The organism is Sphaerisporangium sp. NPDC005289 (assembly GCF_040607455.1).
Taxonomy (GTDB): domain Bacteria; phylum Actinomycetota; class Actinomycetes; order Streptosporangiales; family Streptosporangiaceae; genus Sphaerisporangium; species Sphaerisporangium rhizosphaerae.
The window spans coordinates 1-22,966 of record NZ_JBEXGS010000012.1 but is presented as its reverse complement, the minus strand read 5'-3'; the positions used below and the strand labels follow the sequence as shown (position 1 = coordinate 22,966).

Annotated in this window: 19 protein-coding genes and 1 rRNA gene; 5 read left to right on the top strand and 15 right to left on the bottom strand. The window is 72.4% G+C overall.

Annotated features, from left to right (window positions below; all coding sequences use genetic code 11):
• Nucleotide 1: 1 nt before the first annotated feature.
• The 10 genes from ABZT47_RS21540 to ABZT47_RS21495 all read right to left on the bottom strand — a co-directional run bounded on the left by ABZT47_RS21540 (nt 2) and on the right by ABZT47_RS21495 (nt 12,906).
• Entirely contained in the window at nt 2-985 is a 984-nt protein-coding gene (locus ABZT47_RS21540) for a TerC family protein (protein WP_354844709.1), read from the bottom strand.
• A gap of 530 nt (nt 986-1,515) precedes the next feature.
• A complete protein-coding gene (locus ABZT47_RS21535) occupies nt 1,516-2,931 on the bottom strand; it encodes a glycosyltransferase family 4 protein (protein ID WP_354844706.1) in 1,416 nt (471 codons plus the stop codon).
• Nucleotides 2,924-4,639, bottom strand: a complete 1,716-nt coding sequence (locus tag ABZT47_RS21530; protein WP_354844703.1) for a lipid II flippase MurJ — start codon at nt 4,637-4,639, stop codon at nt 2,924-2,926. The genes ABZT47_RS21535 and ABZT47_RS21530 overlap by 8 nt, the downstream gene beginning before the upstream one ends.
• Complete coding sequence (locus tag ABZT47_RS21525) at nt 4,636-5,637, bottom strand: hypothetical protein (RefSeq protein ID WP_354844700.1); 1,002 nt, start codon at nt 5,635-5,637, stop codon at nt 4,636-4,638. Before ABZT47_RS21525 ends, ABZT47_RS21530 begins: the two co-directional genes overlap by 4 nt.
• 60 nt (nt 5,638-5,697) lie before the next feature.
• Nucleotides 5,698-6,675, bottom strand: coding sequence for a copper transporter (locus ABZT47_RS21520; RefSeq protein ID WP_354844697.1), 978 nt, complete (start codon nt 6,673-6,675; stop codon nt 5,698-5,700).
• Nucleotides 6,672-7,868 carry a putative cytokinetic ring protein SteA gene (gene steA / locus ABZT47_RS21515; RefSeq protein ID WP_354844694.1) on the bottom strand — a complete coding sequence of 399 codons (1,197 nt, stop codon included), beginning with the start codon at nt 7,866-7,868 and terminating at the stop codon, nt 6,672-6,674. The genes ABZT47_RS21520 and steA overlap by 4 nt, the downstream gene beginning before the upstream one ends.
• 770 nt (nt 7,869-8,638) lie before the next feature.
• A complete protein-coding gene (gene recN, locus ABZT47_RS21510; RefSeq protein ID WP_354844691.1) occupies nt 8,639-10,447 on the bottom strand; it encodes a DNA repair protein RecN in 1,809 nt (602 codons plus the stop codon).
• Nucleotides 10,448-10,773: 326 nt separating this feature from the next.
• Nucleotides 10,774-11,682 carry an NAD kinase gene (locus ABZT47_RS21505; protein WP_354844688.1) on the bottom strand — a complete coding sequence of 303 codons (909 nt, stop codon included), beginning with the start codon at nt 11,680-11,682 and terminating at the stop codon, nt 10,774-10,776.
• A 35-nt stretch (nt 11,683-11,717) separates the two neighbouring features.
• Nucleotides 11,718-12,536: a TlyA family RNA methyltransferase gene (locus tag ABZT47_RS21500; protein WP_354844684.1), complete on the bottom strand. Its 819-nt coding sequence runs from the start codon at nt 12,534-12,536 to the stop codon at nt 11,718-11,720.
• 196 nt (nt 12,537-12,732) lie between these two features.
• Nucleotides 12,733-12,906, bottom strand: coding sequence for a hypothetical protein (locus tag ABZT47_RS21495; RefSeq protein ID WP_354844681.1), 174 nt, complete (start codon nt 12,904-12,906; stop codon nt 12,733-12,735).
• Nucleotides 12,907-13,206: 300 nt separating this feature from the next.
• Here ABZT47_RS21495 and ABZT47_RS21490 point away from each other — a divergent pair, with 300 nt between their 5' ends.
• On the top strand, nt 13,207-13,554 hold the full coding sequence (locus tag ABZT47_RS21490) for an SCP2 sterol-binding domain-containing protein (protein ID WP_354844678.1): 348 nt from the start codon (nt 13,207-13,209) through the stop codon (nt 13,552-13,554).
• Between the two features lie 200 nt (nt 13,555-13,754).
• Here the strand turns inward: ABZT47_RS21490 and ABZT47_RS21485 are convergent, their stop codons facing one another.
• On the bottom strand, nt 13,755-14,750 hold the full coding sequence (locus ABZT47_RS21485) for an HAD-IIA family hydrolase (protein WP_354844675.1): 996 nt from the start codon (nt 14,748-14,750) through the stop codon (nt 13,755-13,757).
• Nucleotides 14,751-14,868: 118 nt separating this feature from the next.
• A complete protein-coding gene (locus ABZT47_RS21480; protein WP_354844672.1) occupies nt 14,869-15,327 on the bottom strand; it encodes a tetratricopeptide repeat protein in 459 nt (152 codons plus the stop codon).
• A gap of 104 nt (nt 15,328-15,431) precedes the next feature.
• Here ABZT47_RS21480 and ABZT47_RS21475 point away from each other — a divergent pair, with 104 nt between their 5' ends.
• Nucleotides 15,432-16,706 carry a DUF1015 domain-containing protein gene (locus tag ABZT47_RS21475; RefSeq protein WP_354844669.1) on the top strand — a complete coding sequence of 425 codons (1,275 nt, stop codon included), beginning with the start codon at nt 15,432-15,434 and terminating at the stop codon, nt 16,704-16,706.
• Here the strand turns inward: ABZT47_RS21475 and ABZT47_RS21470 are convergent.
• Nucleotides 16,650-17,213, bottom strand: a complete 564-nt coding sequence (locus ABZT47_RS21470; RefSeq protein WP_354844666.1) for a single-stranded DNA-binding protein — start codon at nt 17,211-17,213, stop codon at nt 16,650-16,652. The genes ABZT47_RS21475 and ABZT47_RS21470 overlap by 57 nt on opposite strands.
• Nucleotides 17,214-17,427: 214 nt before the next feature.
• Here ABZT47_RS21470 and ABZT47_RS21465 point away from each other — a divergent pair, with 214 nt between their 5' ends.
• Nucleotides 17,428-18,366, top strand: coding sequence for an MBL fold metallo-hydrolase (locus ABZT47_RS21465; RefSeq protein ID WP_354844663.1), 939 nt, complete (start codon nt 17,428-17,430; stop codon nt 18,364-18,366).
• Between the two features lie 158 nt (nt 18,367-18,524).
• Here ABZT47_RS21465 and ABZT47_RS21460 read toward each other — a convergent pair whose 3' ends face one another.
• Nucleotides 18,525-19,781, bottom strand: coding sequence for a hypothetical protein (locus ABZT47_RS21460; RefSeq protein ID WP_354844660.1), 1,257 nt, complete (start codon nt 19,779-19,781; stop codon nt 18,525-18,527).
• A 96-nt stretch (nt 19,782-19,877) separates the two neighbouring features.
• Here ABZT47_RS21460 and ABZT47_RS21455 point away from each other — a divergent pair, with 96 nt between their 5' ends.
• Together ABZT47_RS21455 and ABZT47_RS21450 are read left to right on the top strand one after the other, a co-directional pair.
• Complete coding sequence (locus ABZT47_RS21455; RefSeq protein WP_354844657.1) at nt 19,878-20,126, top strand: hypothetical protein; 249 nt, start codon at nt 19,878-19,880, stop codon at nt 20,124-20,126.
• A 2,086-nt stretch (nt 20,127-22,212) separates the two neighbouring features.
• Complete coding sequence (locus ABZT47_RS21450; protein WP_354844654.1) at nt 22,213-22,647, top strand: SRPBCC family protein; 435 nt, start codon at nt 22,213-22,215, stop codon at nt 22,645-22,647.
• 228 nt (nt 22,648-22,875) lie between these two features.
• Here the strand turns inward: ABZT47_RS21450 and rrf are convergent.
• Nucleotides 22,876-22,966, bottom strand: a 5S ribosomal RNA gene (gene rrf, locus ABZT47_RS21445); the annotation flags it as partial.

Below are 22,966 nucleotides of genomic sequence, written 5' to 3'. Positions count from 1 at the left end.
GCTACCCTTGGGACACCTTCGCCGGGGCGGCGGCGCCACCGGACCGCTTGTCGCGCCTGGCCTTGATGAGGCTGGCCACGGTGGTGACCACCATCGTCACGCCGATGACCGAAAGGGAGACCCAGATCGGCACTTCGGGCGCCCAGGAGACACCACTGGTGTGCAAGGCCTCCATGATGAGCTTAACCCCGATGAAGCCCAGAATGAACGACAGACCGTAGCTGATGTACACCAACCGCTGCAGGAGCCCACCGAGCAGGAAATAGAGCTGACGCAGGCCCATCAGGGCGAACGCGTTGGCGGTGAAGACGATGAAGGCGTCCTGCGTGAGCCCGAAGATCGCGGGGATGGAGTCCAGCGCGAACAGCAGGTCGGTGGTGCCGATGGCCACCATGACGATCAGCATCGGGGTCACCATGCGGCGGCCGTCCACCCGGGCGGTGACCTTCGAGCCGACGAAGCCGTCGGTGGTCGGGAAGATGCGGCGCACCCACCGCAGCAGCAGGTTCTCCTTGAACTCCTCCTCGTCGTGGCCGCGCAGCAGGTTCACGGCCGTGTAGAGCAGGAAGGCCCCGAACACGTAGAACAGCCAGCCGAAGCGCTGCAGGGCCGCCGCGCCGACCAGGATGAAGATCCCGCGCATCACCAGCGCCATCAGCACGCCCACCAGGAGCACCTTGTGCTGGTACACCCTCGGCACGGCGAAGCGGCCCATGATGATGTAGAAGATGAACAGGTTGTCCACGCTCAGGCTGTACTCGGTCAGATAGCCGGCGAAGTACTCGCCCGCGTGGTCCGGCCCGGCGATCATCCACAGGCCGATGCCGAACAGGACGGCCAGCGTGACGTAGAAGCCGACCCAGAAGCTCGCCTGCCTCAGCGAGAACTCGCGGGGCTCACCTCTGTCGACGATCCACAGGTCGAAGGCCAGCACCACCAAGAGCCCAGCAATGAGCCCCGCCCAAACCCATACGGAAACGTCCAAGACAAACCTCCGGCCCGCGTCAAAGTGCCGGAGGTCTCTCCCGCCCGCACCAGTGGCGCGGACCGGCAGCCCCGGGCCCGCCGTAAGGGACGTTCCGTGATGACGAGGCTGTCGCGAAGGGATACTCCCCCCCTCGCCGAGGAGTATAGGCGAGCGCATAAGCCGTACCTAATCAGCGGTTTCACCAGGCGCGGCCTTCCGGCCGCCCGCGCCCCCGAATCCGCTGATCAACGCCGGTTCCCGCACGGTCCACCCCCATCCGAGACACCCCCACGAGGACGGCCGGCCCGAGGAGGACCACCGGAAACCGCGACCAGGACACCCGAAGGCCGAAGGGCCGGCCAACGCACAAGGACCGCCGCGAGGAAGCGCCCGGACGCGCGAGAACCGTCCCCGGGGGCACAGGAACGCACAAGGACCATCCCGAGAAAGCGCCCGGACGCGCGAGAACCCCTGGCGAGGGGGTGCTCAGGCGGCGCTGGGGCCGCCGGAAGGGCGGCCGGGACGCGAGAGGGCCGCTGCGGGAACGGTCAGGCGTGGCCGGTGGCGGTCGCTCGCGCGGCCTCGTAGGCGGTGGCGGCGGCGCGCAGGGCGGCCTGCTCGTCCGGCAGCGGGCGGGCCGCCGCGGCGGCCGACAGGCGGGCGGCCAGCGCCGGGTCGGCGATCAACCGCGCGATCGCCTCGCGCAGGGCGGCCGCGTCCCCGGGCGGGACGAGTAGCGCGGCGTCGCCGACCATCGCAGGGACGCCGCCGACCGCCGTCGCGACGATCGGCTTGGCGGCCCTGAGCGCCTCCTGGACGTTCAGCGGCTGTCCCTCCCAGCGGCTCGGCGACACCAGCGCGTCGGCCGCCTGGAGGAGGTCGGCCACATCGGCGCGGTCGCCCAGGAGCAGGACCGGGAGCCCTTCGGCCTCGACGCGCGACCGCAACTCGCCGCGCAGCGGCCCGTCCCCCGCGACGACGAACAGCGGGGCGGCGCCCTCCGCGTACGGCCCGCGCGCGGCGTCCAGGAGCGTCTCCAGGCCCTTCTGCTGGGCCAGCCGGGCGATCGTCAGCAAGATCGGCCCGTCGCCTTCCCGGGCCCCTGCGGCCCCGTCGTCGGGCGTCGCTTGCGGCACGAGGTCACCTGACACCCCACCCGGCTCGCCGCCGGCCTCGACCGCGTCCGACACCCGACCCGGCACCGCGCCGGCCTCCGCCCCGTCCGACACCCCAGGCTCGGCACCGACCCCGACCGCGTCCGACACCTCACCTGGCCCGGCGCCGGACGCGGCTGCGCGCGGCGCCCGATCGGGTTCGGCGCCGACGTCGGCCGCGCCGGACGCGCGACCCGGCTCGGCGCCGGACTCGGCGGGGTTCGACCGACCAGGTTCTGCTCTCGGTCCTGCTCTCAGTTCGGCGCGGACTTCGGCGCTCGTCCTGGTCGCGGGCGACAGCGGCGGGGCCGGGACGACCGCGGCAGCGACGTGACAGGCCCCGAGGGTGGTCATCCGCTCCCCCAGGTCGGGAGCCACCACGAGCACCTGATCAGCCTTTTTCGCAACAATGCGCTCCAAAAGCCCATATATCGCGCCAACCGCTCCCCCGGCGGTCAGCGCGTTGTGCAAGGTGACCACCAGTGCGGTACGGCGGCCGGCCAGCGCCAGGGCCGCCAGCGCGCCGGCGCGCAGCCCGTGCGCGTGCACCACGTCGGCCCCCGCCAGCAGGGTCCGCAGCCGCGCCACGGCCCGCAGGTCGGCCGCCGGACGGGGCCGGTCGGAGATGGGCACCCCCGCGAAGCCCGCGACGACGGAGAAGCCGAACGCCTCGTCGGTGCTCGCCGGGCCGATCACCACGACCTGGCGGCCCTCCCGGGCGAGCCCTCCGGCGAGCATGCGCACGTGCCGCCCCACCCCACCGGTGCTCGTCCCGAGAACCAAGGCCACGCGCCGCGCCGTCTCAGCCATCTCCGCCGTTCCCTCCCCGGCCGCCCCCACGCACGCGCGACAGCGCCGCCATCACATCAGGCCTGTCCACGACCAGCGCCACCGCCAAAGACGCCACCAGGGCCGCCGCACCGGCCGGCACCGTCACCGCCGCTCCGGCCAGCGGCCCGCGGGCGGGCAGCAGCGCGGCGACCCACAGACCGGCCACGAAGCCGGCTCCGCCGCCCAGCACCGCGGCCAGCGTCGCGCGCCCCACCCCGGCCAGCGCCGCCGCGCCCCCGCTCCGCAGGACGGCGGCCATCAGCAACGCCCCGCCCGCCGTCATGCCCACGGCGCTGCCGAGCGCGAGGCCGCCGAGCCGCCAATCGGCGGGGAAGGCCACGGCGAAGGCCGTCTGCGCGGCCATGACCACCAGCCACCCGGCCACCGTGCCCGCGGCGGCCGCCCTTCCCCTTCCCCGCGCGTACAGCACGCGGCCCAGGTGGGCGATCAGGCCGTACCCGAGCAAGCCGGGCGCGAACAGCGCGATGGCCCGCGCCAACTCGGCCGGGGGCACCTCACCGGCCTTGCCGCCGACGAAGACCTCCGCCACCGGAGCCGCCACCCCCGCCAGCGCCCCGGCGGCGATGCCGGACACCAGGATGACCGCCCGCGTGGTCTGCGCCGACAGAACGGCGAACCCGTGGCCGTCCCCCTCCTCGGCCCGCGCGGAAAGGGCGGGGAACGCGCTGGTGGCGATGGGCACCGCCAGGACGGCGTAGGGGACCTGGTAGATCGCCCAGGCGTAGTTGTACCCGGGGAGCCCGCCGGCGCCGAGGTACCTGTTGGCGAGCCACACCACCAGCACCGTGGCCGCCTGCTGGGCGATCAGGGCGCTGAGCCCGGCCACCGCCAGGCGGCGCACCCGCGCGGCCACGCCCTCGGGGAAGCGCAGGGTCGGCCGCAGCCGCAGGCCGAGCCGCGAGGACGGGCCGATGACCGTCACGACCAGCGCGAGCACGCCGAGCGTGGTGCCGACGGACAGGGCCAGCTCGGCCGGGCGCGGCACCGCCGTCAGGGGGGCGGTGACGCCGTGGGCGAGCGGCACGAACAGCAGGTAGGCGACGATGACCACCAGGCTGGACACCAGCGGGGCCAGTGCCGGGCCGGTGAAGCGCCGGTGGGCCTGGAGCACTCCGTACAGCACCACGGCCAGGCCGTACAGGGGGATCTGCGGGGCGAAGACGACGAGCATCCGGGTCGCGGTGTCCAGCAGGTCGCCGGGGTCGCAGCCTCGCACCTGCCCGGCGAACAGCTCCATCACCGGACGGGCCGCCAGGGCGGTGAGCGCTCCGAGCGGCACCAGCAGCACCAGCACCCAGCTCAGCAGCGCCGAGGTGATCCGCCCGACCCGGTCCCGGGCCTCCTCGGCGCTCGACTCGGCGCCCTCACCGGCCGCACCGCCGCCTACCGGCGCCGCGCGCGCGCCGGCGGGGACCGGCGCCGAGGAGCGGGAGGCCGCCCCGGCGAGCACCGGGACGATCATCCCGGCGAGCGCGCCGCCGACGACGACCTCGAACACGATGTTGGGCACCTGGTTGGCGGTGAAGTACGCCGTGGCCAGGCAGCCGGTGTCCACCGTGCGGGCCAGGACGAGCTGCTTGGCGAAGCCCACCACGCGGGCCAGGATCGTGACGGCCGCGATGAGGGCCGCCGCGGCGGCCAGGCCCCGGCCCACCCGTGCGGTCATGCGGGACGGCGGCCCAGCATGTCGAGGCGGTGGAGCACCGGGTTTCCGGCGATGACCTTGGTGAAGCTGACCTTCTCGGAGGCGGCGGTGAGCGCCGCGACCGCGCCGAGCAGCACCAGCCGGGCCGGGCGGCGCAGCCCCGCGACGGCCGCGACGCCGAGCAGCGCCCCGAGGGCGTTGGCGCCCGCGTCGCCGAGCATGGCCCGCTCGCCGAGGTCCTCCGGCAGCAGGGCGAGGCCCGCCCCGATCGGCACCGCGGCCAGCGCCGCCCCCGTGGCGGCGCCCGACCCGGCACGCCCGGCCACGCCCGCACGGCCGGGGACGACGCCCGCGCCCGCGGCCATGCCCGCGCGACCGGCGATGAGCCCCGTGCCGTCGATCGCGCTCGTACGACCGGCGGTCGCGCCCTTGACGAGCGAGGCCGCGAGCAGCGGCCCGCCGGCGAGCAGCCCCACCTTGATGGCCCGCCCGGGACGCAGGTCGAACAGGTTGGCCAGGTTGGCGCTGCCCGCGATGAGCGCGCCGTCGAGCAGGGTGTCCACGGCGGCGGACACCGCGCCGCGTCCCGCCTCGCCGGGGTGGCGGGGCAGCAGGGCGGCGGCGGCCAGGCCCGCCGCGCCGATGCCGAGGATCTTCACCGCGCCGCTGGTCACCTCACCGCGCGCCAGGGCCGTCAGGTGTCCCTTGAAGCCCTTGGAGGACGTCGCCCCCCGAAGGTCGTCGTAGGCGCCGAGGGCGCCGCCGCCCACGGTGGCGAGGACCGCCGCCGCGCGGGCCCGCGGAGGCAGGCCCGGCGCCAGCGCCACCGCCGCGCCGGCGCCGGCCACGAACGCGGGCCCCTCCAGCAGAGTGAGCGGCTCGCCGCGGTGGTTGGTGCGCGTCCAGGTCTTCTCGTCGCCGATCGGCGGGCGGCGTGTGAACGCCGAGTAGGCGGCGCGGGCGGCGACGGCGCCGAGGGCCGCGCCCGCCAGGGCGCCGAGCCAGGTGCGATGGGCCACAGCAGATCCCTCTTCGTCAGGAGCACCCGGCGCGACCGCCGGGACTGGGCGTGCGGCGCGTCAGCCGCCCGCGCCCGCGGTGGGAGTGGGCGTGGACGAGGACACGGGGGTCGGTTCGACGGCCGTGGCGTCCGAGCCGAGACCGTACTGCCCGGCCTTGCCGGCCGCCTGCTCCCGCAGAGCGTAGACCACCACGGCCTGCCCAGAAGCCATATCGGGGTTGTCGACGGTGGAGACCTTCGCCGCCGCGTCGCTCTCGGCGCGCAGCGCCGCGATGACGCCCGCCGCGGTCGAGGTGGGCACCGCGCCGGTGACGACCGCGCCCTCTCCGCCATCGTCCAGCCCGGTGGCCAGCGCGACGACGGCGGAGTTCTGCGCGTCCGCGGTGTCGCCCTCGTAGGGGGTGGCCGGGGCCACGACCAGCGCCAGCGTCGCCCGCTTGCCGGGGTCGCCTTCGACCGACAGCAGCCCGTCGCTCTCGAAGGAGCCGAGCACGCCGGCGGCGGCCGGCTCGTCCTTGCCGGCCTGGGCCTTGTCGGAGGTCATCAGGGCGCCGGCCAGCACCGCGGCCGCCTTGTCGTACGGCGTGGCGTTGAGGGGGAACTCCATGGCGGCGGGCTTGGCGGTGGTCGCCAGCTCGTCCAGGACCGCGGCGTGCTCGGCGTTGAGGTACTTCTCGGTGAGCGTGACCCGGCCGGTGACCACGGCCCCGGCCGCGGTGACCACGTGATCGATGGGGTCGCGCAGCTTGGAGTCCGCGCCGGGCGCCTCGACGATCACGACGCGCTCGCCGGTCAGGGCGCCCTGGACCAGCAGCGGGAGGCGGTCGGCGATGAAGGAGTCGTCGGCGCCCTCCCGGCTCTGCACCCCGCTCACCTGCGCCTGCAACTCGATGTTGCGGGCGCGCAGCTGCGCGGTCACCGCCTCGGTGGAGGCCACCAGCGGGGCGTTCAGCACCGTACTGCCCAGGACGATGCCGATGGCGAGCGCGAGGAAGATCGCGACGATGGAGACGAGGTGATAGCGGAAATCGATCACGAGAAGAGCCCGACCAACCAGAAGATGAAACCGTTCCAGGCGTCCCGAAGTCCGTTCAGCCAGACCTTCCCCATCGGGGAGAACCACAGCACGACGCCTACCGTGATCATCGCCGTCGCCACCAGCAGCAGCAACGAGCCGATCGAGATGCGGCTGCGGTACAGCCGGCTCACGCCCTTGGCGTCCACGAGCTTGCCGCCGACCCGGAGCCGGGTGAGGAAGGTGCTCGCCATGCCCGAGCGCCCCTTGTCCAGGAACTCCACCAGCGTGCCGTGGGTGCCGACCGCCACGATCAGGCTCGCGCCCTTGTCGTCGGCCAGCAACATCGCGATGTCCTCGCTGGTGCCGGTGGCGGGGAACACCACGGCCTGCTGGCCGAGCTGCTGGACCCGTTCGAGGCCGGGCGCCCGGCCGTCGCGGTAGGCGTGCACGATGAGCTCGGCGCCGCAGCACAGGCTGCGTTCGGACACCGAGTCGAAGTCGCCGACGATCAGGTCGGGCATGTAGCCGGCCTCCAGCAGGGCGTCGGCGCCGCCGTCCACCCCGATGAGCACCGGGCGGTACTCGCGGATGTAGTGGCGGAGGGTGGCGATGTCCTCCTTGTAGTGGTAGCCGCGCACCACGACCAGAACGTGCCTGCCCTCCATGGAGGTGCGGATGTCGGGGACGCCGACGCCGTCGATCAGCAGGTCGCGCTCGCGGCGGATGTACTCCATCGTGTTGATGGCGAAGTCCTCGATCTGGACCGACAGGCCCGCCCGCGCCTCGGCCATCGCGGCGGCGACGCTGTCGGGGGTGGCGATCTCGCCCTTCCCGACGATCTCGTCCTCCAGGTACACCACGCCCTCGTGGACGCGCACCAGGTCGCCGTCACGGACGCGGTCGAACACCTCTGGGGTGACGTTGTCCACGAGCGTCACCCCGGCGTTGAGCAGGATCTGCGGGCCGAGGTTCGGATAGCGGCCGCTGATGCCGGCGGCGATGTCGAGCACGACGGAGACGCCGCACGCGACAAGAGCCTCCGCGCTCACCCGGTCGACGTCGACATGATCGATGATCGCGATTTCCCCGGGCCTGAGGCGCTTGGTCAGCCTCTTGGTCCGCCGATCGATCCTCGCCACTGCCGTCACCCCGGGAAGGTCTGGGACCTTCCTGCGGCGGAGGCCCTGAACCTTCAAGGTCGGCACCTTCATCACGAACCATCCTGCCAGAGCGTGCGACCAAGATGGGCCCGCATCACGGCGTGTCAGACCTGTCACTGTGGGTACACCGGACGCCCACCGCCCAACAACCACTGCCCTCCACTCATCGTCACGAACGCCCAGCCCCATCGTCATGAACGCCCAGCCCCCTCCTCGCGAACGCCCAGCCCCCATTCTCGCGAACGCTCGGCTCGCATCCGCACGAACGCCCGTGCGCGAAGCGCGGCAACGCCCCGCACGCATGGGCACGAACGCTCAGCACGCTTCCTCACAGACGCTCGGCACGCTTCCTCACAGGACGCCCAGCACGCATCCTCGCTGCACCGGCGGCATCCTCACGAACGCTCGGCACCGCCCTCGGACCATGCCGCGCGCGTCCCCGGCCTCCCGCGAGGCGCCTGCGGAGGCACGCACTTCCGAGCCCGCGTGTCTCTCATGTGCGTCCCGACGCCTTCGCGTACGCGAACCCCCGCCGGCTCCCGCGCGAGCACAAGCCGGCACAAGACCGTCCCCAGGGTACGCACATCCGGCCGCCCAGGACGGGCGGTCGCCGTGATCCACCCCCTGATGGGCGGCCGAATTCATCGGCCGTCCCCGCCGCGGGCCTCCGTCGCGGGGGGCCGCCGGTGCGTGTGACCGACGGCTCGCGTGTGCTCGCCGCCGCACGGCTGGAGCGTGGCGCCGAAGACCGGAGGCCGTCATGGCTCACGGGTTCGGTCGACGATCGACGACCGGCGTGGACGACCAGCGGCCCGTGAGGGTCATGAGCGGCCGGTTGACTTTCCCGTGGCGGCGGGCTTGCCGGACGCGCCGGCGCTCCTGCCGCCGCGGGCGGGCCTGCCGGACGGGGTCGCCGCCGTGGCCTTATCGGCCGCGGCGATGGACAGCAGTTCCTCGGCGTGCGCGCGGCCCAGCGCCGAGTCCTCCAGACCGGCCAGCATGCGCGACAGTTCCCTGGCGCGGCCCTCCGGGTCCAGAGCGGTGACACCGCTGCGCACGACGCTGCCGTCACTGGCCTTCTCGACGACCAGGTGCTGGTCGGCGAACGCGGCGACCTGGGGCAGGTGGGTCACCACGATGACCTGCGAGGTGCGGGCCAGCCGGGCGAGCCGCCTGCCGATCTCCACCGCGGCCTTGCCGCCGACTCCGGCGTCGACCTCGTCGAACACGAACGTCGGCACCGGGTCGGCGCCGGCGAACACCACCTCGATCGCCAGCATGACCCGGCTCAGCTCGCCGCCGGAGGCGCCCTTGTTCAACGGGAGCGCCGGAGCCCCGGGATGGGACATCATGCGCAGTTCGACGTCGTCGGCGCCGTCGGGACCGAACGAGCCCGTCGGGGTGATCACCACGACGACCCGGGCGTGCGGCATGGCGAGCGCGGTCAGCTCGGCGGTGACCGCCGCGCCGAAACGCTCGGCGGCGGCGGTGCGGATGTTGGTGAGCTCGGCCGCCAGCTCGGTCAGCCGTGCCGTCAGCTCCTCGTGCTCGCGGCTCAGCTCGGCGATGCGGTCGTCGTCCCCCGCCAGCTCGCCGACGCGGACCGCGGCCGACTTCGCCCAGGCCAGGACGGCCTCGCTGTCCTGACCGTACTTCCTGATCAGGCCGTTCAGCAGCGCGCGGCGTTCCTGCACGGCGGCCAGCCTGGCGGGGTCGGCGTCGACGGACTCGGAGTAGGCGGCCAGTTCGGTGGCCACGTCCGACACCAGGTACCCGGCCTCGGCGAGGCGGTCGCCGATGCCCGACAGCGCCGTGTCGTACTCGCGGACGGCCTCGACCGCCGCCCGGGCCTGCCCGAGCAGGGAGACGGCGTCCTGGAGCCCCTGGACGGCGGCCATGGGGTCGCCGAGCAGGGCGGAGTGGGCGGTCACGGCGGCGTTCTTCAGCGCGTCGGCGTGCGCGAGGCGCTCTTCCTCCTGCCTGAGCTCGGCCTCTTCGCCGGCCCTGGGGTCGGCCTTCTCGATCTCCTCCAGGCCGAAGCGCAGGTGGTCGGCCTCCTGGGCCCGCTCGCGCGCCTTGGTCGTGAGTTCCTGGAGCGTCTCGCCGACCTCCCTGTGGCGCTTGTAGGCCTGGGTGTAGGCCCGGAGCGGCTTGACGAGCTCCTCACCGGCGTAGCGGTCGAGCGCGGCGCGCTGGCGTCCGGGCTGCAGCAGCCGCTGCTGGTCCATCTGGCCGTGGACGGCCACGAGGTCCTCGGCGAGGTAGGTGAGCGTGCCCACCGGCACGGACCTGCCGCCGAGCCACGCGCGGGAGCGGCCCTCGGCGGAGACCGTCCTGGCGATGATCAGCTCGCCGTCCTCGATCTCGCCGCCGGTGTCCTCGACCTGCTGGGCGACGCGGCCGCCCTGCTCGACGAACAGCGTGCCCTCGACCGTGGCCCGCTCGGCGCCGGGGCGGACGCGCGCGGGGTCGGCCCGGCCGCCGAACAGCAGCCCGAGCCCTGTCACGACCATCGTCTTGCCCGCGCCGGTCTCGCCGGTGACGACGGTGAAGCCCGAGGAGAGCTTCAGGACAGCCTCGTCGATCACCCCGAGCCCTTTGATCCGGACCTCATCGACCCGTGGCCGCACTGGGTCCCTCCCGCCGTTTCGCCGCGCCGCCTCCGCTCGGGCACCTCGCCGGAGCGTGTGGAGCTTGGCTCGGTCACCTCTTTTGTGCGGGTCGATCCTACGCGGAAATCGCCAAGGTTTTCGATGACCGGTGCCCTCTGCGCCTCAAAGGAGCGCACCTAACCGGTCGATACGACCAGAAACCGCACATTCCACGTCTTGTGGCGACGGGCCCCGGATGCCCGTCGCCGCCCGCCCTCGGACAGGGGGCGACGGCCGGGCGGACATCCCGGCCGCGCGGCCACCCGCCGCACTTCCCACCGGCCCGCGCCTCCCGGAACCAGGGCTCAGTGGCGTACGCGGCCGCGCCAGCCCTGGACGGGCAGGTCGAACTTGGCGACGAGACGGTCGGTGAACGGGGCTCCGGTGGTGTCCGGGCCGTGCAGGCGCGCCAGCCGCACCGGCAGGTCGGCGCGCCGGACCTCCACCCGCACGCCCGGCGGCAGGTCGAAGCGGCGCCGCCCGTCGCACCACAGGACTCCTCCCGACGTTCCGGGAAGGATCTCGATGGCGATGTTGGAGCGCGGAGAGACCACCAAGGGGCGGGCGAACAGCGCGTGGGCGCTGTTGGGCACCAGCAGCAGCGCCTCGACCTCCGGCCACACGACCGGCCCGCCCGCCGAGAACGCGTACGCCGTCGAACCGGTCGGAGTGGCACAGATCACGCCGTCGCATCCCCACCGGGACAACGGCCTGCCGTCGATCTCCGCCACGACCTCCAGCATGCGGTCGCGCTTCTCGACGCTCGCCTCGTTGAGCGCCCAGGTCGAGGCCAGCAGCTCGCCGTTGGCGCGGACCTTCACATCGAGCGTCAGCCGCTCTTCGACGCCGTACCGGCCGGTCACGACGTGGTCCACGGCCTCGGCGAGGTCGGCCATCTCGGCCTCGGCCAGGAAACCGACGTGACCGAGGTTGATGCCCAGCAGCGGGGTGCGGGCCGGACGGGCGAGCTCGGCCGCGCGCAGCAGCGTGCCGTCGCCGCCGAGCACCATGAACACCTCGGCGTCCTCGGCGGCGGCGGGGCTCGCCGGCACCACGTCCACGCCGGGAGCGGCGATCTCCTCGGCCTCCGGCTCCATGACGCGGACCGTGAACCCCTCGGCAAGGAACCGATGGATCACCAGCCGCGCGCTCTCGACCGCCGGCTCGCGCCCCGTGTGAGCCGTGATCAGCACCGTACGCTTCGCGCTGTCCATCGTTGGCGCCGCTCCTCCCGCGGGTAGGTCGCGCACTACTGGGGACCTTCCGTGACCGCGCGACCGATCTCGGCGTCCAGGTCTGTGACAGGGTCGGGCCCCGGCCCCTTGCCGAGCCAGAGCAGATATTCGACGTTGCCCGACGGGCCCGGCAGAGGGCTCGCCGTCACACCGCGCACCGTGAGCGACAGCGTGGCCGCCGCGGCGGCGACGTCCCGGACGGCTCCGGCGCGCAGGCCGGGGTCGCGGACGACGCCCCCCGCCCCCACGCGGTCCTTGCCCACCTCGAACTGCGGCTTCACCAGCATGACGAAGTCGGCCTCCGGGGCCGCGCAGGCGGCGAGAGCCGGCAGGACCAGGCGCAGCGAGATGAACGACAGGTCGCCGACGACGAGCGTTGGAGGCTCGCCCACCGCGTCGCGGGTCAGGTCGCGCACGTTGACCCGCTCCATGACCGTGACCCGATCGTCGGTGCGCAGCGACCAGGCGAGCTGGCCGTACCCGACGTCGACCGCGAGGACGTGCGCGGCTCCGCGCCGCAGCAGCACGTCGGTGAAACCGCCGGTCGAGGCTCCGGCGTCCAGGCAGCGGCGCCCTTCGACGGCCAGGCCGCGCGGCTCGAACGCCTCCAGCGCGCCGATCAGCTTGTGGGCTCCCCGCGACACGTAGTCGGGGCCCTCCGGGGCTTCGACGACCACGATCGCCGAGGCCGTGTCCACCTGGGTCGCGGGCTTGGCCGCCGTACGGCCGCCGACGCTGACCCGGCCGCCGGAGATCAGCTCCGCGGCCTGCTCCCTGGAGCGGGCCAGGCCGCGGCGCACCAGCTCGCTGTCCAGCCGTATCCGACGGCTCACCGAACCCACCCCCCGGCCGACGTAGCCCGTCCTGCCATCGCGCGAGTGGTGCGGCCCGAGAAGGCCCGCCCGGCCTGCGCAGGGGCCGATCGTCCCGGCGCGGGAGCTGACCGTGCCGGCGCAGGGGCCGATCGTCCCGGCGCGGGGACTGAGGCGGCCGCGGCCGCCCACCTGGGCATGAGAATCCGCCCGGCCATCAGGAGACGCCGTCCCCCTGGATCGGGGTGGCGTCGTCCACGGAGGCGAGGGTGGCCTCCAGGCCCCCCAGAACCTCCTCGAACACCGGGACGTGCTCCCGGACGGGAACCTCGCCCAGGCCGCCCAGCCTGGCCAGGGCGGCGGCCACGCGGGCCTCGCCGCTCTCCGTCATGCGTCGTCTCCACGTCTCGTGCTTGCTCGCCGTGCGGCGTGTCCGTTTCGCCCCTGTGCCGCCGACTCGCGGTGTGTTCGTTGGTCGCGGGGCCGATCAGGGACATGATGGAATGATCGCTCGCCGGGTCACCGCCGCCTACGCGACGGCCGTAGACCCTGACCGTATCGGAAGCGGCCATCCATGTGATGCTCTTCTCTGCCCAGGCCGCGCTCGCGCGCCGGATTTGGCGTAGTACTCAAGTGAAACGCTACCTTCCGTAAGTCAGAGGGGCTTCGGGGATGAGAAGGGGTACCACGCATGGCGACCGTCGACGAGTGCAGGGCGGCGCTGGACAAACTCGCCGAGCAGTTCGCCGAGCTTGATCCAGAGACCCGTACCAAGCATGTGGTGGACAGAAGCCTGAGCTGCCGGATCACCGATCTCGACGTGACCTTCTACGGGCGGATCCACCATGACGGCCTCGAGCCCTTCACCGACGCCCCTCCCTCGACAGGGCGGCCCGCCGATGTGCGCATCCGCATCTCCAGCGACGATCTGCTCTCCATGGTGAACGGCGAGCTCGACATGGCACGGGCACTTCTGGGCGGCCGGGTCAAGATCGACGCCAGCCTGGGAGACCTCCTACGGCTCCGCAAACTCCTCTGACTTTCCCGGCCGGCGACCCCCGCGACCATCCGCCCTCCCTCACGGCTCCAGCACCACCTGTCCCCGCACACAGACGATCAGGGCGCCGAAACGCACCACGACACCGGCGGACAGGTCCGTCAGAGGTGCGGAACCACCATGACCACCGCGGACAGGACCATCTGAGCGCCACCACCACCGAGGCGCCCGAGGGACGGGCGTCAGGGGGACAGGGCCGCCATGACATGGGTGAGGGCGGCCTTGTCGGCCCGGCCGTCGCCCGCGTGCGCCCAGGAGGCGGCACAGGCGGCGCGGAGCCCGTCCAAGGGGTCGCCCTCGCCCTTCAGTCGCAGCTCGCCGGACTCCCATCGCGCCACCCAGCCCTCCCGGACCCACTCGTCGCCCTCGCCGGTGACCGGCGCCGGCGGCAGGTGGACGGCGGAGACGTCCGTGCCGATGTGCGTCGGACGGTGCTCGGGCGGCGCGACGAGCAGGTCCAGCGGGCCGGTGACCCCGCTCAGCACGAGCAGGCTGTCGACGCCCGCCCGGGTCGCCGCCTCGATGTCGGTGTCCAGCCGGTCTCCTACGATGAGCGGCTTCTCGGCGCCCGTGCGCAGCATGGACTCCCGGTGCAGCGGCGGTTCCGGTTTGCCCGCCGACACGGGCTCGACCCCGGTCGCGGTCGCGATGACGCGGGTCATCGCACCGTTGCCGGGCAGGACCCCCCGGTTCGTCGGCATGGTCGTGTCACCGTTGGCCGCGACGAACCAGGCTCCCTGACGTACGGCGAGCGCTCCCTCACTCAGCAGGGCGTAGGACAGATCAGGCGAAATGCCTTGAACCACGGCCACAGGCGCGTCCGCGGCGGTCGTCACCGGGCGCAACCCCTGCCCGCGCACGGCGGAGCGCAGGCCCATGCCGCCGACCACGAGCACGGCCGATCCCTTCGGCACCCGTTCGGCGATCATGCGAGCGGCCGCCTGGGCGGAGGTCACGACGTCGTCCGGCGTGGCCGGTACCCCGATGGACACCAGGTGCTCGGCGATCGCCGCCGGTGTGCGGGAAGCGTTGTTGGTCACGTAGGCGAGCCGCACTCCGGTGTCACCGGCCCGGGTCAGCGCCTCGGGCGCGCCTTTCACCGGCTGGCGGCCGAGGTAGACGACTCCGTCGAGATCGAGCAGCAAGGTGTCGTAGAGGTCGATCAGCGTGGTTGCCATGGCCCCACTATTTCCGATGCCCGGACACTCCCATGACCCGGCCACCACCCTCACCCCGCACTCCCCCAACGCCCCAGATCAGACCAGCCCTCCTCAGGCCAGGCCGACCCACCTCCAGTCAGGCTTGGCGGGCTCGCAAGGTGGCGCGGACCTGCTTCAGGGCGGAGACGTAGTCGCGAAGGTCCGGGCGCATCGCCACGGCCATGGCCAGGTGCTCCTGGGCGGCCTTCATGTCGCCGGTGCGCCACAGGGCCATGCCCAGGCCGAAGTAGGCGTAGTCCTCGGTGGGGTTGGCGGAGACGATCCAGCGAAAGCTGTCGGCGGCGTCCTCGTACCGGCGCGAGTTGAACTGCGCCCTTGCCAGAGCCTCCCGGATGCTGCGCGAATCGGGTTCGGCATCGGCGGCCCGCGCCAGGATCGCCGCCGCGGCGGCCGGGCTGCCGTCCTTCAGCAGCTTGACCCCGCGCTGAAACCATTCATAGACGTCACCGGCAGGAGCGTTCGGGTCATAGACATGATCCACAGGAGCGTTCGGCTGGTAGTCGGAGGGCTCCGGCCCGCTTCGTCCCTGCACCATCTTCAGAGGCCTCCTTCAGAGGACATGTCATCCCGGCTTCCTGACGAGCCGGGCAGCGCTACGACGTCGGGGCTGTCTCTGAGCGACGCGGGCCTTATGGCACCATGCCCGGTATGGCCATCTCTGAACTGCCGTCGCCTGACGGACTGGTATTGCGCCCGTTCCGGGGTGTGCGTTTCGCAGTGGACGATCTGGCTGCCGTCACCTCTCCACCGTACGACCTCGTCTCGCGCGAAGACGTCCGCCATCTCCTCGACGCTCACCCCAACAACGTGGTACGGCTGATCCTTCCCGGGGCCGACCAGCACCGTTACGCCGAGGCTCGGGAGACCCTCACCGTGTGGCTCGACTCGGGCGTACTCGTCGTCGACGATCTCCCTTCCCTTTACGTCTACGAGCAGAGCGGGCCTGACGTGCTGCTCCGCGGCCTGATCGGTGACCTCGCCCTCTCTGAACCGGAGAAGGGCATCGTGCTGCCGCACGAGAATGTCATGCCGGCGACGGTGGCCGATCGCCTGGCGCTCATGAAGACCACCGAGAGCAACCTGGAGCCCATCTTCCTGCTGTACGACGGCGACGGCGCCGCCGCCTCGGAGCTGGTCGACGAGGTGGCCTCGACGCGGACTCCGCTCCTGGACATCCGCACCGACGACGGCATCTCGCACCGGTTGTGGGCCCTCACCGATCCGGCGGAACTGCGGACCGTGGCGGACGCCCTCTACGGGTGCCAGGCCCTCATCGCCGACGGCCACCACCGGTACGCCACCTACCTCGCCCTGCAACGGGACTACCACTCACAGGGACGCGGCGCGGGCGCCTGGGACTTCGGCCTGGCCATGCTGGTGGACTCCCGGGCCTACCCGCCCGACCTCAAGGCCATCCACCGGGTCATCCCCGGGCTGCCCCTGGAGGAGGCCGCGGCACGGGCCAAGGGAGCCTGGCGGGTGCACGAGTTCGTCCGGCTGGAGGAGGCGCTGGAGGCCCTGGCCACGGCGACGGGCCCCGCCTTCGTCCTGGGCGGCGAGGGGCACAGCCACCTGCTGACCGACCCCGACGCCGTGCAGTTGGAGCATGCGATGCCGGCGGCCCGGTCGGACGCCTGGAAGTCTCTGGTCACGTCGATCCTCTCGGAGTTCCTCTTGCCCAAGGTCTGGGGGTTGCAGGACGACGAGCAGACCGTGCGCATCGTCCACCATGACCCCTACCTGGCCGTCCGGATGGCCGGCCGCGAGTCGGGTACGGCGGTGATCGTCCCGCCCCTGACGGTCGAGAACGTGCTGGCCATCGCCGCCGGAGGCGAGCGCGTGCCCCGCAAGTCCACCTCATTCGGCCCCAAGCCCCGCACCGGCCTCGTCCTGCGCACCTTCTCCACCAACTGACTCCGCTCCATGGCCGTTCGCTTCGCCTCCAACGGATGGGGCGTCGCTCGGTCCGTCCTGTCGAGGGCTCATCCCGTCGCCGGCCGAATGCCGGACCGGTGGTCGGTGCTCGGCGGCGGTGGTGGGACCGTCCGCGTGGTCTTGGGCTGAGGCCGTGGGGGACGGGGCGGCCGTGTCCCTTCGTCCGGGATCTCGGGCCTGTAGGCGGCGCGCCTCGCGCACCTCGACCTCGTAGGTGCTGGCTCCGCCGCCGGCGCCGCCCCGGTAGCGCTGGTGCAGCGCTCCCTCGACCGTGACGACGTCGTCGACCCGCCACCCGGCCACCCTGGCGCCCACCTCGGGATCAAAGGTGACGCACGCGATGCCGTCGGCCTTCTTGCCGCTCGGATGCTCGGCGGGCCTGCGCACCGCGAGCCCCCACATGGTCATCACATCTCCGCTGGGCAGCTCTCTGCGCCTCGCCGGCTTGGACAGCCGGCCGACCAGCGTCACCTCGTTGCGGTGCATGGGAACCCCTTTCCTGCCGCGTCCTGTCCATGGCAGGGTCATCCTTCGCCACCAGGCCGGACCACACGGGGTTCGAACGTCGTTCTGTGGAAAACATCGCGGGAGCCTGAGGCGAGCGGAGAAACGTGACCGCGGGTCACCCGTGGGATCGCCCAGGTGGTACGAACATAGGGGTCGCGGGCACGGCGCGCGCCCCGGGAACGAAGGAGCAGCTGTGGACAACGTCACGCCACTGGGCGGAGATGTCTACGAGATCGACACGCGCATGGCGGGATTCTCGGGGATCACCGCGGGCTATCTGATCCTCGGCGACCGGCCCTGCCTGGTCGAGACCGGCACCTCGACCTCCGCTCCCGTCGTCCGCGACGCGCTCACCTCCCTGGGGGTCGGACCGGACGATCTCGCCACGGTGGTCGTCACCCACATCCACCTCGACCACGCCGGAGGCGTCGGCGACATCGCCGGGTTCTACCCCTCGGCCGAGGTCGTCGTGCACCAGAAGGGCGCACGTCACCTCGCCGATCCGACCGTCCTGATGGCCAGCGCGAAAAAGGTCTGGGGTGACCAGCTCGACACGCTCTTCGGAACCCTGTCGCCCACCGAGGCATCTCGCATCCGGGCCCTGGACGACAGCGACTCCATCGACCTCGGCGGTGGCCGTACGCTGTCCAGCCACTACTCCCCTGGGCACGCCAAGCACCACGTCGGACTGCTGGACTCGGCGGCCGGCGACCTCTACGTCGGCGACGCCGCGGGGGTGTACCTGCCGCAGACCGGCGACGTGCGGCCCGCCACGCCTCCCCCGGACTTCGATCTGCGGACGGCACTGAACTCGGTGTCGCTGTTCAAGGACCTGGGCCCGCAGCGGCTGCTGTTCAGCCACTACGGACCCGTCTCCGACGTCTCCGAGATCTTGGACCGATCGGCCGAGGAGCTGCGCGTCTGGGTCGATCTGACCCGCCAGGCCCACGCCCAGGGCATGGACCTCGACCACGCGGTGGCGATGGTGGGCGAGAAGACCCGTCAGCGCTACGCCGCCCCCGCGCCGGAGGACGCCGAGACGGTGCGGCAGATGGAGATGATCAGCGGAGTCCCGTTCAACGTGGCCGGCATCCTGCACTGGCTCGACCGCGCCGAGCCCTCCTCGGGCTGAAGGCCGCTCTGGTGTCGTGCGCCGGGCGAGCCGGGGCACGGTGGCGATGTCTCGCGCCGAGCAGGCTTAGATCGATCTGGCGAGGGAACGATGAGTGGCGGGCGCCGCATGCCTCGAGTCTGTCGGCGCCCACCACCCTTCGTCAGCCTCCGCGCCTGTCAGGCATCACGCCGGTCCGGCCTGCGCGGCTGGACATCGGCGTCGTCGTCATCGTCGTCCTCCAGAACATCCCCCGGAACCGGTCTCGCCGAAACACCGAAGTCGGGTTCGATGAAGGCCGGCCCCATGCCGATCTCCATGCGCGGAGTCTCCGGCGCGGGACCGTCCGGTACCTGGGCCTCGGCGGCCTGCACGTCCTCGGCCCCCGTCCTCGACGCCTCGGTCGCCGTCCCCGACGCCTTGGCCGGCGTCTCGGCCGTCTCGGTCCCCGCCGATTCGTCGGACTTACCCGGCTTGTCGGTCACTTCGGACGGTGAGGCCACCGAGGAGGTCGCGGACGGTGCGGCGACGGACGTGACGACAGTGGACTCCGGCGACGGCGCCGGCTTCTCGGCCGAACTGTCGGCCGAGCTGTCGGCGGACGCCACAGCCGCAGGGGCTTCCTCACCGGCGTCGGGATCCTCGGCAGCACTCACCTCGGATCCGACCTGGACACCAGCACCGGCCTGTTCCCCGGACTCGCCGCCCGAGTCATCCGGGTCATCCGACTCGGTGGCGGTCTCGTCATCGCGCTCGGCGCCCGGCTCGGCCGGGTCGGCGTCCTCGCCATCCTCGACGAGCGCGTCGCCGTCCACGTCGAACTCGCCGTCCTCCTCGTCCTCCTCGATGTCCTCGATGACGGCTCCGGTGAGGACCGCGTACCGCTCGGCCGCGTCGGTCTCTCCGTCCTCGTCGAACATCATGGCCCGCTCGAACCAGTCGGTCGCCGCACTCTCGTGCCCGGCTTCCGCCAGGGCGTCGGCGTAGGCGAAGGCCAGGCGGGCGGACCAGGGATGCGGCTCCTGGTTGCGCAGTTCCGGCACCCGCTGCAGAGTGATGACGGCCGCGTCGTGCTGACCGAGGTCGCGGCGGGCGCCCGACTCCACGATCGCCAGCTCGATGCGCCCCGCACGGTCGAGGCGCTCGGCCTCGGGCGAACGGACCAGGTCCAGCGCCCGTTCCGGACGCCCCAGCCCGCGCTCACAGTCAGCCATGATCGGCAGGAACTCGTCCGAACCGGTCATCCTGCGCGCGGCGCGCAGATCACTGAGCGCCTCGGCGTAGTGTCCGGCACGGTAGGCGGCCAGGCCCACCGCCTCCCGCACCACTCCGATGCGCGCGGCGAACCGGCGGGCGACCTTCGCGTGCTCGTACGCGAGCTCGGCGTCGTCGTCCCCCAGCGCGCGCTCCGCGGCCACCAGATGAGAAGCGATCATGGCGGCGAGGTCGTTGGGGAGGGAGCGGAGCTCGTCGCGGACGTCCTTCTCCAGCTCCTCGGGAGTGATGTCCGCCGCCAGCTCCGGAATGGCGACATGCTCCTCCCGGCGCCCCTGCCCGTCGCGGGGGCCGTGTTCGGTGTCGCGCGCGAACGGGCGGCCACCCTCCCGGCCGTAGCGGCCACGGGAGCCACCGCGCTCACCCTGACCGGCGTCGCCCCGGTCATCCCTGGAGCCGTACCGACCGCGGTCGCCGTACTCCCGGCCCCGGTCGTCAGCGGACGTGCGCCCCTCGCGGGGACCGCGGTCGTCCCGTCCTTCACGGCTGAACGGGCGCGGCCCTGAGCCGGCTCGGTCGTCGCGGCGGAAGGGACGATCGCCGCCCTCGCCTCGGGTGTCACGCCCGTACGGCCGGTCGCCGCCACCGAACCGGCGGTCGCCACCGCCCTGCGGACGGTCGTCGCGATCTCCGGGACGGGACCCGCGCGCCGCGAACCCACCGCGGTCACCGCGGTCGTCACGGCCCGGACGGCCTTCTCCGCCGAACGGGCGTGCTCCCGGACCACGGCGGTCGTCCCGCTGGAACGGCGGCCTTCCGCCCCGGTCGCCGGCGCCCGGAGGTCGCCCGCCACGGTCATCCCGCTCGAACGGACGGCCACCACGGTCGCCACGGTCGAACGAGCGACCGCCGCGGTCGTCGCGGTCGAAGGAGCGCGGACCACGGTCGCCGCGGTCATCCCGCTGGAAGGAACGCGGGCCACGGTCACCACGGTCACCACGGTCACCACGGTCGAACGAGCGACCGCCACGGTCGTCGCGGTCGAACGGACGGCCTCCAGGGCCACCACGATCGTCCCTGAAGGAGGGCCGGCCCTGCCGGTCACCGCGGTCATCCCGGTTGTACGGACGGGAACCCGCGCCACCGCGGTCGTCTCGTCCTTGATGGCCTTCGCGTCCCTCACGGTTGAAGGGACGAGAGCCCGAACCTGTGCGATCGTCCCGCTGGAACGGGCGGTTCTCGCGGTCGCCCCGCCCAGGGCCGGAAGGACGGCCTCCACGGTCATCACGGTCGCGCCAGCCGGAGGAGCCGCCGGCGCCGCCGGCGCCTTGCTCGCGCCGATCTCCGTAGCGCGACTCGGACCGGCCGCCGTACGGGCGGTCACCGCGCGGCCCCTGGAATCCCTGGCCGCTACGGGGGGCGCCGTCCCGATCGCCACGACTGTACGAACGCTCACCGGCGCCGGATCCGCCACTGCGGTCGTCACGACGATCCCCGCGCTCGAAGGAACGGGCGGGACGCTCCGGCCGGTCCCCTCGGTCGGAGGGACGGCCCTGGTAGCCGCCGCGCTCACCACGCTCAGAGGGGCGTCCAGGACGGTCGCCACGGTCGCCACGGCCGAACGTGGCGCGATCTTGGTAGCCCCCCCGCTCAGAACGCTCGTAGGGCCGCCCCGGCCGATCTCCACGATCGGAGGAGCCACCCGGACGGTCACCGCGATCGAACGAGCCCCCGGGCCGGTCACCGCGATCCGACGGACCACTCGGACGGTCGCCACGGTCGAAGCTACGGCCCGGACGGTCGGGGCGATCAGGGCGATCACCGCGCTCGTAGGAGCGACCAGAGCCCCCTGCCCTGTCGTCACGGCCGAAGGACCGGCCTTCGCCGGCCCCGCTCCGGCCCTCTCGGTTGAACGGCCGACCGCCGCGGTCGTCGCGCTGGAAGGGGCGTCCTCCACGAGAATCACGGTCGCGAGACCCGTACGAGCCGCCGGGGCCGCCGGGGCCGCCTTCGCGGCGCTCGCCGTAGCGCGGACCATCGCCGGAGCGCCTCTCTCCGCGCGCTCCCGCGCGGTAGCCGTCGGCCGGTCGCCCCTCCCTCGCGCTGTCGGAACGGTCACCGCGGAATGCTCCGGACCCCTCGCCCGAGCGGTTCCCGCCATCTTCGGGACGGCCCGAGTCCTCACGTCCGTTATCTCTGTTCACTTCTGTCCTTCGTTGCTCGCTCACCGCGTCCGCCGTGATCGGCGTTCACCCGCAGCGCCGACCATGGCGCGGAGGGGACGGGTCATCCGGCCGCGGGACTCAAGGCCCGTTCACTCTGTCGCTGCCCGCCCTTTGGCGCCTTACGCGACGAAGGCCACCCGTGGTGGGGTGGCCCGGCCCTGTCCAGCCTAGCAAGCCCCCACCCCCCAACCATCCATTCGCCCGAACACCACGGGCTCTCCATCACTGAAACGACCTTTCCGGCGGCTCTGACGTCAGCAGGCCGATCCACACTCACGACGACCTTGTGCGATCATCACTGGGCCCGATCCCCGTCAACGGCGAACAGGTCCTGCCGCAGACGGACTGGCACATGACCAGGAGCTTTCCCGCTCGAACACGATTCGCCCGCTGTAGAGGAGTCCGGAATGAAAGGGGTCCCCGCGCCATGGCATCCATCCGCCACGAGTTCGTGATCGACACGTCCCCTGAGTACATCTGGGACGTGCTGCGCGATGTGGGCGCCGTTCACCAACGCCTGCTGCCCGGCCGTGTCGCCGACACCCGCATCGAGGGCGACCACAGGTTCCTGACCTTCCCCGACGGACATGTGATCCACGAGTTGATCATCGCGATCGACGACGACGCCCGCCGCCTGGCCTACTCCGTCGTCGAGGGCGCTCGGCCACCGATCGAGCACCACCACGCCTGTTTCGAGGTTCACTCCGAGGGTGACCGGGCGGGCCGGGTCGTCTGGATCACAGACGTGTTGCCGCACGCGCTCGCCACCGAGATCAGGATCCGCGTCCAACGCGGCGCGGAGGAGATGAAACAGGTGATCGAGCGGCAGTACGAAGTCGCACTCGCCGACCCCGGACACTGACTGGCGCGCAAGATCGCGCCGAATGCGCCGGCGTGACGGCCGTGGAATCTCCGGTTCTGGTGAGCGGCTTCTTCGCGCGGATCCCGGGTGCCCGCGAACTGTCCGGAGCGGAGCCACCGCTCCACCGCCTCCAGCCAGGGCAATACTAAAGGTCCGTAAACACAGGTAGGCCATCCACACCGTGGATGGCCTACCTGGCATAACACATATATCTATCTATCAAATTTTGTCCGGCGGTGTCCTACTCTCCCACACCGTCCCCGGTGCAGTACCATCGGCGCTGGAAAGCTTAACTTCCGGGTTCGGAATGTAACCGGGT